Source organism: Spirosoma aerolatum (assembly GCF_002056795.1).
In the GTDB taxonomy this organism is placed as follows: domain Bacteria; phylum Bacteroidota; class Bacteroidia; order Cytophagales; family Spirosomataceae; genus Spirosoma; species Spirosoma aerolatum.
The window spans coordinates 2023957-2037976 of record NZ_CP020104.1; the positions used below are offsets into that span (position 1 = coordinate 2023957).

Annotated in this window: 14 protein-coding genes; 4 read left to right on the plus strand and 10 right to left on the minus strand. The window is 46.3% G+C overall.

The window, feature by feature from the left end:
• The first annotated feature begins 159 nt into the window (after positions 1–159).
• The 3 genes from B5M13_RS08110 to lptC all read left to right on the plus strand — a co-directional run bounded on the left by B5M13_RS08110 (position 160) and on the right by lptC (position 2818).
• Positions 160–954 carry a type III pantothenate kinase gene (locus B5M13_RS08110; protein ID WP_080055201.1) on the plus strand — a complete coding sequence of 265 codons (795 nt, stop codon included), beginning with the start codon at positions 160–162 and terminating at the stop codon, positions 952–954.
• 28 nt (positions 955–982) lie between these two features.
• The gene (locus B5M13_RS08115; RefSeq protein ID WP_080059843.1) at positions 983–2212 is read left to right on the plus strand and encodes a hypothetical protein; all 1230 of its coding nucleotides are present in this window, start codon (positions 983–985) and stop codon (positions 2210–2212) included.
• A gap of 111 nt (positions 2213–2323) precedes the next feature.
• Positions 2324–2818: an LPS export ABC transporter periplasmic protein LptC gene (gene lptC / locus B5M13_RS08120; protein WP_394334315.1), complete on the plus strand. Its 495-nt coding sequence runs from the start codon at positions 2324–2326 to the stop codon at positions 2816–2818.
• A gap of 32 nt (positions 2819–2850) precedes the next feature.
• Here lptC and B5M13_RS08125 read toward each other — a convergent pair whose 3' ends face one another.
• The 10 genes from B5M13_RS08125 to B5M13_RS08170 form a co-directional block, all read right to left on the minus strand.
• Entirely contained in the window at positions 2851–3276 is a 426-nt protein-coding gene (locus tag B5M13_RS08125; protein ID WP_080055203.1) for a c-type cytochrome, read from the minus strand.
• Positions 3273–3944 (minus strand): SCO family protein, encoded by a 672-nt coding sequence (locus B5M13_RS08130; RefSeq protein WP_155297212.1) that lies wholly within the window; start codon positions 3942–3944, stop codon positions 3273–3275. The genes B5M13_RS08125 and B5M13_RS08130 overlap by 4 nt, the downstream gene beginning before the upstream one ends.
• Complete coding sequence (locus tag B5M13_RS08135) at positions 3910–4365, minus strand: viral A-type inclusion protein (protein ID WP_080055205.1); 456 nt, start codon at positions 4363–4365, stop codon at positions 3910–3912. Before B5M13_RS08135 ends, B5M13_RS08130 begins: the two co-directional genes overlap by 35 nt.
• A gap of 109 nt (positions 4366–4474) precedes the next feature.
• On the minus strand, positions 4475–6136 hold the full coding sequence (recN, locus tag B5M13_RS08140) for a DNA repair protein RecN (RefSeq protein ID WP_080055206.1): 1662 nt from the start codon (positions 6134–6136) through the stop codon (positions 4475–4477).
• Positions 6137–6179: 43 nt separating this feature from the next.
• Complete coding sequence (porD, locus tag B5M13_RS08145) at positions 6180–7085, minus strand: type IX secretion system protein PorD (RefSeq protein ID WP_080055207.1); 906 nt, start codon at positions 7083–7085, stop codon at positions 6180–6182.
• A gap of 50 nt (positions 7086–7135) precedes the next feature.
• Positions 7136–8380, minus strand: a complete 1245-nt coding sequence (coaBC, locus tag B5M13_RS08150) for a bifunctional phosphopantothenoylcysteine decarboxylase/phosphopantothenate--cysteine ligase CoaBC (RefSeq protein ID WP_080055208.1) — start codon at positions 8378–8380, stop codon at positions 7136–7138.
• 131 nt (positions 8381–8511) lie between these two features.
• Positions 8512–8823: a DNA-directed RNA polymerase subunit omega gene (locus B5M13_RS08155; protein WP_020600056.1), complete on the minus strand. Its 312-nt coding sequence runs from the start codon at positions 8821–8823 to the stop codon at positions 8512–8514.
• A gap of 81 nt (positions 8824–8904) precedes the next feature.
• Positions 8905–9798 carry an outer membrane protein assembly factor BamD gene (locus B5M13_RS08160; protein WP_080055209.1) on the minus strand — a complete coding sequence of 298 codons (894 nt, stop codon included), beginning with the start codon at positions 9796–9798 and terminating at the stop codon, positions 8905–8907.
• 124 nt (positions 9799–9922) lie between these two features.
• Positions 9923–10588, minus strand: a complete 666-nt coding sequence (locus B5M13_RS08165; protein WP_080055210.1) for a T9SS type A sorting domain-containing protein — start codon at positions 10586–10588, stop codon at positions 9923–9925.
• A gap of 95 nt (positions 10589–10683) precedes the next feature.
• A complete protein-coding gene (locus B5M13_RS08170; protein ID WP_080055212.1) occupies positions 10684–12522 on the minus strand; it encodes an OstA-like protein in 1839 nt (612 codons plus the stop codon).
• 33 nt (positions 12523–12555) lie between these two features.
• Here B5M13_RS08170 and tilS point away from each other — a divergent pair, with 33 nt between their 5' ends.
• Positions 12556–13890: a tRNA lysidine(34) synthetase TilS gene (tilS, locus tag B5M13_RS08175; protein ID WP_080055213.1), complete on the plus strand. Its 1335-nt coding sequence runs from the start codon at positions 12556–12558 to the stop codon at positions 13888–13890.
• The last annotated feature ends 130 nt before the right edge of the window (positions 13891–14020 follow it).

Genomic DNA, 14020 nt, shown 5'->3' on the forward strand with positions numbered 1-14020 from the left:
TGGGAGAACCATGAGGGGAGAATCTGTAGGAATGAATGCATACACAGCACAGGACAGAAGGGGCTGGCTGAATGAGACAATGTTGCCGTTAAAAATCCTTAAAACAAGAAAGGAGTACAAATTTTGTGCACTCAATCAGCGTTGCACTTGCGTATACGAATGCAGACAGATACACACCCTGCTTATCCATCAACTGCCCTTAATCTGGTGGTTGATTGGGGAAATTCAAGCCTGAAAACCGGCTGGTTCGATGGTGAAAAGCTAGTTAAAACGGCGCGTTATGACACGCCTGATGCACTATTGGCCGAATTGGTTCATCAGTCAGTAGCGCATATAATAGTATCGTCGACCAGTCGGCCTGCCGACGAGATCCAAACGGGCCTTACGGGGTTACAGCGTAAGTTCATGGTGTTGGATGGTCAAACGGCCTTACCCATACGCAAAGCGTACGATACACCCCATACGCTGGGGGCCGATCGAGTTGCAGCTGCTGTGGGTGCCGTAGCGTTACATCCGGGCCGGGACTGTCTGGTACTTGACCTAGGCACCTGTCTGACAGCCGATTTGATCGACCAGGACGCTGTGTTTCAGGGAGGGATGATTTCGCCGGGGTTGCGTATGCGATTTCGGGCTATGCATGAGCAGACTGCCCGGCTACCATTAGTTGAAGCGCCTGTGGAATGGCCAGAGCTAATCGCAAAGAATACAAAGGCGGCTATGCAGAGCGGTGTAGTAAATGGACTGACATTTGAATTAAATGGGATTATTGAGGCATATCGGACTGAACGGCCAGAGATTGTGGTTTTACTATGTGGGGGAGATGGCCCCGCCTTTGAAAGTCGTCTGAAACCCCCGATATTTGCAGTCCCAAACTTGGTATTGATTGGGTTGAATCGAATTTTACGCTATAATGTTGATAATTTACAAGCGAATACGCCAGATAATCATACCTAGTTTGCTGGCCGTTGCCGCGACTTCGCCAATGAGTTTGGCACAGGGGCTAGGGAATTCACCTTATTCGGCTATGGGGATTGGCGAACTATACAGCCCTGCCCACATAACCAATATGGGCATGGGTGGGGTTGGTATCAGCAATGCCAGTGCCTTCTATATGAATTTGCAGAATCCAGCTCTGCTGGCCCGCCGGACCCGTTTCACGGTTTTTGAAGTTGGGCTATTAGGTGAATCGAAAGGACTTAGCCAGAATATCAGCAACGAGTTACGGAATCAGAATAACACGGCCGGTAACCTTGGGTATCTGGCCCTGGCATTTCCGGCTAACTCACGCTGGAATATGGCTATAAGTTTGAAGCCTTATTCATACGTGAACTACAATATAGAACGGATATCTACTGTGCCGGGATCCATATACCCTACAAAATACACCTATACCGGACGCGGTGGTTTAAATAAGGCTACATTTGCCAATGGTGTGCGGGTAACAAAGAATATTTATCTGGGTGCTGAAGCTTCATTCCTGTTTGGCAATATCACGTATTCATCTAATTCCTATATCAATACTGGGAGTGCCGATGTGTTGGTGAACCGTCTGAATCGGGTTACCTATAGTGATGTTGTCTTCAAATTGGGCGGTGCCTGGCGACCTAAGCTGAGCGAAAACTGGACCCTGAACGTGGGGGCTACGTATGAACCCCAAACCGGTGTAAAAGCCCAGCAAACGGATATTTATCAGCAGACAACAACTGACCAACTCGCTATAAATGCGCCCGATACCCTTCAGCTTAATTCGGCTGGGAAGGCCATTTTACCAAATCAGATGAACTTTGGTATTAGCATTGAGAAGAGCAACTCATTGCTGGTAGGGGTTGATGTAGGCATGCAACAGTGGAGTGATTACCGGACATCTGATAATAAATCTGGGAATCTGCACAATACAATTTCCGTAGCAGGTGGTGTTGAATTTACGCCTAAACCTACATCGAATCGGTATTGGGATCTGGTTACCTACCGGGCTGGTTTTCAATATAACCAGATGCCTTACCTGATTGGTGGGGTAAAAATCAATGATGTAAATGGTAGCCTTGGCGTTTCCTTACCGCTTGGCTCGTATCTGGTGAATCATGTAAGTGTATCGGTTGTAGCGGGCCAGCGTGGTGTATTGACCGCCAATCAGATTCGGGAACGTTACGTACGTATTGCTTTAGGCTTCTCGCTGAACGACTGGTGGTTCCGTAAACCAGTGATTGATTAAATGAGCGATGCACAATGTAAAATGTATAATGAGCAAGGGATACTAAGGTTTGGACGACTTGCAAAAGCGGGTTGTTATTCCTTATTCCTTGTTTATTGTACATTTTTCCTAATAGCTTGCGGAGACCCTAAGCAGGCGAAAAAAGTGGAACCATACAGCGGTCCCATTGAGGAAATCAATGATGTAAAATTATTGTACAGTGAGGCCGCCATGCTCAAGGTTAAGCTGACTACGGCCAAACAGCTTCGCTATGTAAACGATAATCGACGGTACCCAAAACCCATTCAGATTGTGTTTTACGGACCATCTGGCGATGAAGTGACAACCGTTCGCTCTGATTCGGGCCGTTATGACAAGGCAAAAGACATCTATGTCGTTATTGGGCATGTGGAGGTGCTGAACAAGCAAAAGCAGGAAAAGCTGCTTACCCCCGAACTTACCTGGAATCCCATCACCAAGAAAGTTTATACCGACAAGCCGGTGACGATTCTCAGCCAGTTGACGGGTGAAAAACTCTACGGTATCGGTCTGGATGCCAATCAGGACTTTACGAAATACGCCATCCGCAAAGTAACGGGCGTTTTCAATGTCGATGCGGGGATTTAAAATCGCCAATTCCACGAATTATTGACGGGCGATCATTTACTTTCGGCACACTTCTTTAAAATAGGCGTAACCGCTTTTACATCGGTCACAGTGGTTTCATTGCCCCACTCATTGTAGATATAGGTAGCTAATTCGGCAATTTCCAGATCGCTGAGTTGGGGTTGTGGCGGCATAGGCCGATTGTACGATTTGCCATTCACCACAATTTTTCCCTGCTGGCCATAACGCATCAAACAGATTATCTGGTTCTTGTCGGCCAGATAATCGGATTTGGCAATAGGCGGATAGAGTTCGGCCAGCCCTTCCCCTTTGGGTTGGTGGCAGTTGGCACAATTATTCTTGTAGATCAGAATACCTTCTGTAATGTATCGTTGCCGCTTTATTTCCTCTTCGCTTTGACAAGACAAACAGGCAATAAAAACCGCAATGACTACTAAAAAACCAGTTAATCGGATCATGATTTATACTCGGCCAATAGTCGCTCCATATCAGCCATTAGTTTATCGACGCCTTCTTCTGTGGTGCCGTCGTAAATACCCCGAATGCGTTTCTGCTTATCGACCAGAATAAAGGCTCCACTGTGTACAACACCACCCGGTGCCGACGAATCTGCCTGAGCCGTCACCATATAGCTATTCTGGCCGATCTCATAAATCTTTTCACGGTCGCCCGTTACGAATAACCACTGACGGCCCGTGACCCCCAGGTTTTGAGCAAACTCTTTCAACACCGCTACTGAATCGTGGGCCGGATCGATAGTGTGCGACAGGAGCATAACATCTGGATTGCCCTTAAATTTGTCGTACACTCGTTTGAGTTGCACCTTCATTTTAGGGCAAATGGTTGGGCAGGTTGTGAAAAAGAAATCAGCTACATAGATTTTACCGTCCAGGTTTTTGGCCGTGACGGTGTCGCCATACTGACTCACAAAGTTGAAATTGGGAATGGTATGATCAACCGAGTCGGTGACGGTTTTACCGTCGACCAATTTCGTAACCGCTTCCCGTTGGCCCAGAATAGGGAGTTTCTCATCAGAGCCCGTTCCGCAACGCCATAATAAGATAACAAGTGCAGGAAGGCATGCCCAGACCTTAAGGCTTGCCCAAAAACTGGCGGGACTGTTCAATACTGGTTGTAACACGTTTTTTAACATCCGTAATTTGATCTTTTTGCGCAGCCAGATAGTTCAGCGCTTCTTCAGAGGAAAGTTTAGAAAGGGTATCGCCATTATAGTGCGACATCCAGCTCATCATCAGGCTATCGGCGATGGCGAGATCCGCAACAAGGCGGGTCGCCTGCTCTTTTTCTTCGTCGGTTCGTAGGGTAGCGGATGCCGAGCCGCTGGCTTTCAGGCTGTCGAGTGAGGTAATTCGTTGCTTTAACTGTTTTTTTAGCTTCATGATGTCGTCAATTTTCGGCATAACTTCATCATGAATCGCCAGCACTTCATTCTCACTTTTTTTGACAGCTTCTTCGCCTGAGTTACAGGCTAATAAAGCCCCACAAAAAATTGATAGAACGGTGAGGGTACGTATAGGTGTATACATGGGAGAGAATAGGTAGGAGGTACAATATAGAATATATAAAGTATGATGCATTTTGCTGATTATGAGACAGGCTATATCATACTTCATACATTCTGTATCATTCAGGAATTTAGTTTTGTCGTTGTTTAAGAATTTCGCGGGCATTTTTAAGAGCGCTGGCGGATGGGTTTTTGCCACCGATCATCTGAGCAATTTCGGCTACTCGTTCTTCCTGCGTAAGCTTTTTAATCCGGCTGACCGTTTTATCGGACGAATGATCCTTATATACAAAGTAATGGGCCGTACCCTGGCCTGCAATCTGGTGGAGGTGCGAAATGGCGATAATCTGATGACTTCGGGCCATATCACGCATCATGTTGCCCATTTTAATGGCGATTTCGCCAGAAACGCCCGTGTCGATTTCATCAAACACAATGGTAGGTAAGGAGCGTTTGCTAGCCAGAATATACTTAATGGCCATCATAAGTCGCGAAAACTCACCACCCGATGCTACATTTTTTAGCTGCTGTGGTTTGACGCCTTTGTTGGCACTGAACAAAAACGAAATCGTATCGACACCCGTTGGAGAAGCTTTCGTAGTCTCGGCTTCTATTTTTAGGGACGCGTTGGGCATACCCAGGTCGTGCAGCAGACTACCAATCTCAGATTCGATGGAGGGCAAAACAGCTTTTCTTGACTCCGATAAAGCTTCGGCACTGATCTGAAGTTGAGCGTAGGCGGCCGAAGCCTGGGCTTTGGCACTAGCTAGTGCATCATCCAGATTGAGTACTTTACTCACTTTCTTTTCAAGCTCATTACGCAGCGCAATAAGCCCATCCACATCTTTTACCTGGTGTTTGGTCTGGAGTTGATAAATCAGATTCAGCCGTTCGCGAATGGTTTCTGCACGGGTATCGTCAACTTCCACCCGATCCTGCTCAGTACTGATTTCGTCGGCCAAATCCCGCAGTTCGATCAGGCTGCTCTGTGCCCGATTCTGGAGTTGCTCATACTGGTCCGACAGTTTACTGATATAGGCCAGATTGCTGACGGTACTTTTCAGAAAATCAATTACCGACTGTTCGGCATTGTCGAGGTATTCGTAGGCCAGTTGCAGCCGTTCCTTAATTTCTTCTGCGTTTTCCAGGATCGTTAGCTCCTGTTCGAGGGCTTCCTGTTCGTCGGGTTGTAGCTGGGCTTTGACGAGTTCTTCGTACAAAAAATTGTTGTAGTCGAACTCTTTACGCATGGCCGAAGCTTCGGCCTGGAGTTGGTCGTAGGCCGTTCGTTTGGTTCGATAGGATTGATAGTCAGAGCGATAGGTTCGAAGTAGCCCGTCGTTTTGGGCGTATGTATCAACAATTTCGAGCTGATATTCATTGGAGCCAAGTAGAACCGAATCATGCTGCGAGTGAATGTCCATCATCTGGCTGGTTACCCGGCGAAGGGTTTCCAGATTAACGGGTGTATCGTTGACAAAAGCCCGTGATTTTCCACTAACGCTAATTTCCCGACGAACGATGCAGGTATTGGAATAATCAAGTTCTTCTTCGTCAAAAATGCGTTCGATTGCATAGCCTGAAATGCCAAATGTGCCTTCGATAACGCACTTTTTTTCAGGGTTGTACAGTACACGGGTGTCGGCTCGATTGCCCAGCAAAAGGCCAATAGCACCTAGCATGATGGATTTACCAGCTCCCGTTTCGCCCGTGATGATATTCAGCTCACGGTCGGGGGTGAGTTCCAGCTCTTCAATCAGTGCGTAATTTTTTATTAGTAAATGCGAAAGCAAAATCTATGAGAAGTTAACAGTGGACAGTTTGGATGAGGTGTGCTCACTGCACTAGTTTTCGGTACTTTTCGGTCTTGGCCGGGTCTAAATAGGATAACAAATCAAAAGCTTTCTGGCGTTCAGTAGACGTACCCTCGAACAAAATATTATACAGTTCTTCCGACTTTGCATCAAAAAATGAATTGAGTAATACCGAGTTAGGGAGTTGCAACCCAATCGTCCGAATCGTAGTCAATAAGTCAAGCGTTTGTTTCCGAACCTGAACTGGATTGGCAGCAAACATATCAAGGCCCTGACGATGGTAGGTGTACATACCATCGCGAAACGGAATCAGTTGTTGGTTTTGCAGATTCTCAATAAGCCAGTATCGGTTACGTCGGTCGCCACCGGCTTGCCACGCTCCATTTGGTGAGCCTTGTTGAGCCAGGTTTGTAATGGTATAGGCCCGCTGAATAAACGGCGTACCACCTTCCTTGCTGAATGTGTCATAATCGACCGCCAGAATGACATTCGCGTAAAATGCCAATAGAGAAGTCAGGTCATCAGAGTACTGATTTTCCCGAAAATAAACGGGCGTTGTAGGCAGGTAAACAAAGTTGAAGGCACGGTCTACATAGCTGAAAATAGTGGTTTCGTAGTTGGTGCCGTAAACGGGACGGGTCGCTATGATTTGAGCCGTAGCTTCAAACGCTCCCTGAGTCAACGACTTGACCAAGTTAATATTGATCGAGCAGTTAATTCGTTCATTCACAGCAAACTGGTCATTACTCCAGCGTCGGTTGTTCATGAATTCCGTTATAATGCCTTTCAACTGATTGACATACGAAAAATCAGTTTTTTGCTGAGCAAACAACTGGTCGGAGTTGATGTTGACCTGGCAATTTAATTCCTGCGCCCACGCCGAGCTAACCAGACAGCTCAAAATCAGTAAGGCATATACTATTTTCATGAGAATGACTCGGTGAATGCCTCCCTGCGTTGTATCTCTTTCACGGAGATTCACAGAGAGTTAAGTTTATCGACTATCAGCCTGACAAGATCCTGGGCTACCTCATCTTTCGATTTAAGCGCAAATTCGTAGGTTTGATCGTCTTTGTCAATAACGGTGATTTTATTGGTATCGTGTCCAAAACCGGCACCTGGATCGCGTAGTGAATTTAATACAATCCAGTCTAAATTCTTAGTGTGAAGCTTCTTTATTGCATTCGCTAGTTCATTATCCGTTTCGAGGGCAAACCCCATCATCAATTGCCCGGCCTGCTTCTGACTTCCGAGCGTAGCGGCAATGTCGATCGTTTTAGTCAGTTCAACAGAAAACGTGCTTTCCTTCTTTTTAATCTTCTTGTCGGCGGGGTAAGCAGGTGTGTAATCAGCCACAGCCGCACTCAGAATAATTATATCGGCTTTGCTGAAAACGGCCTGCGTAGCATCATACATTTCTTGTGCCGATCGCACTGAAATACGCTCAATAGTTGTAGCTGGTACAGGCAAAGCCGTTGGGCCACTTACTAAGGTTACATCAGCACCAGTCATCGCAAAACCTTTGGCAATGGCGTAGCCCATTTTTCCGGTCGAATGATTACTAATGTACCGAACAGGGTCGATGGGCTCCTGGGTAGGTCCTGCCGTAACCAGCACTTTTTTCCCTTGTAATACACCTGCTTTCAGAGGGGAGGCTTTTGTTTCCTGCCAAAATGCGTCCAGCCTATTGAAAATGGCTTCAGGTTCCGCCAATCGCCCTTCGCCAACCAATCCACTGGCCAGTTCACCATGTTCGGCCTGGATGATGTAGTTACCAAACGACTCGAGCCTACGAAGATTTTCGACCGTTGTTGGATGGTTATACATATCCACGTCCATGGCTGGGGCGAAAAACACCGAACAGCGGGCAGATAAATAAATAGCCGACAGTAAATCATCGCAAAGACCGGTAGCGCACCGTGCCAGTGTACGAGCAGATGCGGGTGCAATCACAATGGCATCTGCCCACAAACCAAGTTCAACATGGTTGTTCCAATGTCCATCGCCCGCTTGACCTGATACTGAATGAACGAAGGAAGAGAGCACCGGGCGTTTCGATAGGGTGGCCAGCGTTAGCGGTGTGATAAATGACTTGGCCGACTCGGTCATGACCACCTGAACCTCGGCTCCGGCTTTTATCAGAAGCCTTGTCAATAGGGCTGATTTATAGGCTGAAATACTACCCGTTACGCCCAGAAGAATTCGTTTGCCTGCAACAGACATAATTTCAGAAAGTCGATAGTAATCAGTTTGCAGAGTACGCCGTTGCTTACCAATACCACCGACTGGTTTAAATAGTAAAACCGCACGGCAAATCTACCATGCGGTCTTGAAAAACAGACGACATAATTGCCTTATTGCTGTGGCTCGTCGTTATAACGCCAGTAGACTTTACCTTCCAGAAATTCGTCGGTAGCGATAGACGTTGGTTTCGGCATCCGCTCGTAGAACTTCGAAATTTCGATCTGCTCCCGGTTTTCGAAAACTTCTTCCAGATTGTCGACGGCTGATACAAACTCCGACAGTTTGTTGCTCAGCTCCTCTTTATTTTTGGTGGCAATCTGCCGGGCACGTTTCGAAATAATCGAAACCGATTCGTATAGATTACCAGTCTGGGCCGCAATTTTATCGTTGTTGCGGGTAATAATAGATTGATTGGTTGCCATAGCTGCTCGTTTACCGTTTTCAGTTTTTAGTTTTCTGTTCCTGTATTAACTCAGAACAGTAGACCGTGAACTGTAAACTATTTAATTGGCCGCTGTTACTTTAGCGGGTTGATTTTTATGCTTTTCTTTTTCCTTCTCTCGCTCCTGTTCTAGTTTGTCCAGGCGCTCAATTTCTTTCTGGCTGGTTTCGTACATTTTCTCCGATTGCTTAACGTACTTGCTGTTCGGGTACTTATCAACGAATGCCTGATGATAACTGATGGCTTCCTGATAACGTTCCTTCTGCTTAGTTTCCAGACTGTTCTGGGCCAGACTAAACTCCGCATCTACTTTTTTGAAGGCTAGCTCTTCGTTGTATTCCGAGTCAGGGAACTCCTTCTGGAAGTTATTGATCGCCACTACGGCCGATTTATAGGCGGCAATATTAAAGCCACTTGTTTTGTAATAGAGCAAAGCCTTCTCGTATGCTTTCCGTTCCAGTTTGCCCCTTAGTTCCAGAATCTGCTTGGTGGCGTCTTCTTTATATTTACTGTCGGGGTAAGCGTTGATAAAGTCCTGTAGGGCCGACGTGGCGGTAAGCGTGTTCGACTGGTCGAGGTTAAAGGAAGGCGTGTCTTTGTATAACGAGTAGGCATACATATACATCGCTTCCTGAGCATAGTCGGATCGGGCAAAGGTTTCGTAAAACTTCTTGAATAGCGTAGCACTCAGGAGGTATTGCTGTTGATGAAACTGAGTATAGGCGTAATAAAACTGCGCCATCTCTGATTCATTACTTCCCTTCAGAACAGGAATTAATTCTTCAAACAATAGACCAGCCCGATACCAGTCGCGTTTAGCATAATATTCAAGAGCGCCTTTATACTTCTGATCGTCGCTACCACTTTTCTGCAATTTCGCGAATGGACTACACGAGCCCAGTAAAAACATAACGCAAATACCTAGCAGAATCTTACCGAAATGACGTTGTTGCATATGCGTGCAAAGATACAAAAAAAATACAGGCTACACCGTTTTAACGACGGTACAGCCTGAGATAGTGCCAAAAATAATCAACAGATACGGCTGTTTAGATTATTTTAACAAATGCTATTTTGGTTTACTGATGGCGGACGAGTAACCGCTTGGTTGCCACTTTCTTACCATCGACGGTGAGTTGGTACAAATAATAACCTGTATCCAGGGGCCGTGTCACAATTCGCACTTTTCGGTTGCCCGGTTCGAGTTCGATCTGCTCATAACCTGCCACGGGCGTTCCAAGAATATTCAGCAGCGCCAACTTCGCTTCTGAGCCAGCTCCAGCAAACTGATAGTCGAGTTCGGCGACATCATCAGCCGGATTCGGATACGCGTTCGAAACCCAGAGCTTCTCGTTGTTGAACAATCGGCTGTCGGCTTTTATTTCCTGAGAAGCGGCAACGCGCAGCTCGGGTGTAGAGGCTGGGGTATTTTCTGCCGAGCTTGCCCGAGCGGCTGACTTGGAGCCCGGCTTCGGCAGTAACAGTGACCGATAATGTTCGTTAATGGCGCTATTTTTGTTAAGCGTTATCGACCGATCAAGCCCAGATAAACTCGGATTGGGAACCATCGAAAAACGCTGCGATGGTAAGCGGGTCGAACTGGTTTTTTGAGGTGATGATGTTCGACCCAGTTCGAGTCGGCTGCCTTTCCGAGCGTCCGAATCCCGGAGCGCTACCTGCGCCCTGATCGGGATCGTTGCCGTTAGCAAGCCCATCAATACACCAATAAGTATAAATTGTTTCATGTAAGTCTCTTTCAGATACACACGTATTCAACACAAACCTATTCACCGTAAAAGACAAAGTCAACGGGGTATCGTCTAAAAAATTGTTAAAACGGTCAATTATTAGCTTTTTGAACCAATTTTTGAGCCAAAGGTTTAATTTGGCTCTTATTTTTTAATGGTTTTTTTACCGCTGGCTGCTCTTTGGGTGGAACTTCAAGCCAGAGAACCTGATTTTTGGTTGGCTTTTCGGCATCGCGCCAGCGAAACCCATCAAGCTCCTGCACCTCACCTGTAATTTCTTTGGGCGGAATCAGCTGCGAATCCGGATGTCCATAAAATCGAATTCGCCCGACTTTATTATCGTTGAATTCGATGTTCATTTTACTGCATTCAACATGATTCAAGCCAATCATTTTATTTTGCTCGTTGAGTGCGTAATAAATACTTTGCCCATTCCCATCAACAATTACGCGCTCAAGGGTAGTTTGCTCCTGTAGCGTTGCCATTTTTGACGTGGGTAATGTACTTTTTTCCTCTGTTACGCGTTTAGACAGGCTATTCGTTGCAACGGTCGAATTATTTCCTGGGCTAGTGGCTTTAATCGTACTTTTTGGGGCGGTTTTGCTGTTTGCCAAGGCATCGGTAAGCGTATCTGTCGAGACCAGTTTTGTGGTAAAATAAGCAGTAACTGTACGTCCTTTTATCTGGTTAAAATTCTTTAAGGTATCCAGCGAAATCACAAAGGATTTGGTCTTTAAAAAGAGTGTATTGATTTTGTTATTTTTAAGCAAAGCCCGCATCGAGTCGGCTTCCATTTGGTATTTATTCTGGCTCCAAACAACCGGTTTTTTATAAAAATAAATGGTCGAGTCAGCCGTGTCGTAAATGAGTGAATCACATTTACTCTGGAGGTCGGATTTATAAACAAAAACGTTTTTATGGGCTAGAAGACGACGCGTATTTGTTACTTTGTTGTCAAAAGAAAATAACGTGTCGGCTCGTAAAAAGAGCGTGTCTTTAGAGGCTTCATTGCCTATGCTTTTTGCCACGGCATGACCTGTCACGCGTGAAATACCTATTTTGCCATTGTATCGGACGTGATCGCCCAGAATAACCGCTTTTTGATCTTTAGCAACCATAATTACCTTGCCTTTGGCGATGCCTAGTTCGGTTGCGTTATCATAATAGAGGGAGTCACCGGTCAGGCGGTATTTTGGCGTTTCGACGGTAGCCCGACGTTCGAAGTTGGAAATTCCTGTCGTTGTATTATACTGACCCGCAATGGCTGTCAGTATCCCATCTTTGTTGATGATGCGGGTTGGTCCCTGAAAGGTAGCAATGCGTGAGGTAGAATTGTACAGTAATGAATCGGCTGTCAGGGTGCCTTTGGTATTGACCAGGCGAACATTCTGACGAAACGTGAATAACTTGCTGCGCGTATCGTAATATCCTTCCCGACTGGTTAGCGTATTTTCCTTATCGACAATGCGACCTGGAGTAGGATAGTGCGCAATACCCGATACCATATTATAATCGAGCTGAGCGGTAGTTAGGGTCATTTTACGATCGCGCATGGTTACATGACCTCGCATATTAGCCTGACGAGTGCTGCCATAATAAAACATGGTATCGCCCTTTACTGAAATGGTATCTCCCTGAATAAGCCTGACATTTCCGTATGCCTCAATTATATTCATGGTTACGTTCTGAACCGCCAGATTGCAGTACATCAGGACACCTTTATGCCGTAACCGCACGTTATTATGGAGTTTGCGTACCACCTGGCCCGGAACGTTAAGCACAACCAGGCTATCGGCGTGGAATAGCTCTACTTTATCACCTGCGGTAGCCGTAGATGAAGTAGGAGCGACCTGCGCCAGAACGTTACTAGATGGTGCGAATAAACCGAACCCCAGGGCCAGCATCAGCAAACGAACGAATAAACGAATCATATTGACAAAACTACGGCATTAGGCCGACACCGGATGTTGGAACAGGACTTTTTAGCATTTATTAACGACAATCGCCTGTTTGCCCCGACCGACCGGGTACTGCTGGCTGTCAGCGGTGGCCTCGATTCAATGGTGATGACCGAATTATTCCACCGTATTCGCCAGCCATTTGCCATTGCTCACGTTAATTTTGGTTTACGGGCAAATGAATCCGATGCCGATGCGCTTTTTGTAAAAAACAAGGCTGAACACTATGGGGTTCCGTTTCATCTTACCGCATTCAATACGGCTGCGTTTGCCACCGAAAAAGGTATTTCGATCCAAATGGCAGCCCGTGAACTTCGCTACAATTGGTTTGCGGAATTACGTCGGCAGTTCTCCTACGCCTGTGTAGCAACAGCACACCATCAGAACGATGTACTCGAAACCCTGTTGCTAAATTTAACGCGTGGTACAGGCCTGGCTGGTTTGCACGGCATCGCCAGTCGCCAGAATGATGTCGTGCGTCCACTTCTGTTTGCTACCCGTGATCGACTGGCTACCTATTTGACGGAACAAAACTTGATGTATCGAGAAGATAGCTCCAATCCTGAGGATAAGTATGCCCGTAATCGGATTCGTCATCATGTAGTGCCGATATTGACAGGAATAAACCCCGCTTTGTGGCAAACAGTACCCCGCACGGTGGAACGACTTCGGGCGGCTGAGCAGTTGATGAAAGCCGAACTAAACCGGTCCTGGCAGGAAATTGCCGAACCACAAGGCGAGACGATCTTACTACCTACCAACAAATTGAACAAAGTATCCGAGCTGTCTTTTCGATTGACCGAATGGCTTAAACGGTTCAGCTTTACAGAAACTCAGGTTGAGCAGATGGTTGAAGCACTTGATCAGGAAGTTGGACAGGTATTTGTGTCGAGCACACACCGGGTGGTTCATGAGCGGGCTGGGTTATTACTAGAACCGCTGCCTGATCAATATACTTACGAAATAACATTGACAGAGCTACCGGCTGAACCGGTTCGCCTTCCTAATGGGAAAACGCTTAAGATGGGACTAGGCGAAAGGCCAGTTGATTTTCGACCCTCTTCGGTTCCAACAATTGCCTGCCTGGATGCGGGTAAAATCAACTTTCCTATTACAATTCGTTTGTGGCGGCTAGGAGATCGGTTCCGACCGTTGGGCCTACAGGGGAGTAAATTGGTTAGTGATTTCCTGAATGATCTTAAAGTGACCCGTACAGAACGGGAGCAGATTTCAGTGATGCTGGTTGACGGACAGATTGCCTGGGTGATTGGTCGCCGGATTGACCATCGGTTTCGAATTGTGCCCGAAACAAAAAAAGTGTTACGCCTAATAATTGATTAGTGAACGGTTTGTTAAGTATTGTTAGTTATTTTAAATTGTACTTTTTGGGGGTGATGTAAAAGGCAGGACGATTTTGCCCTAGCTTTTAACGAGTTGAGAAAAAGTTGGCATCTTATTTGATAGCTTTCGG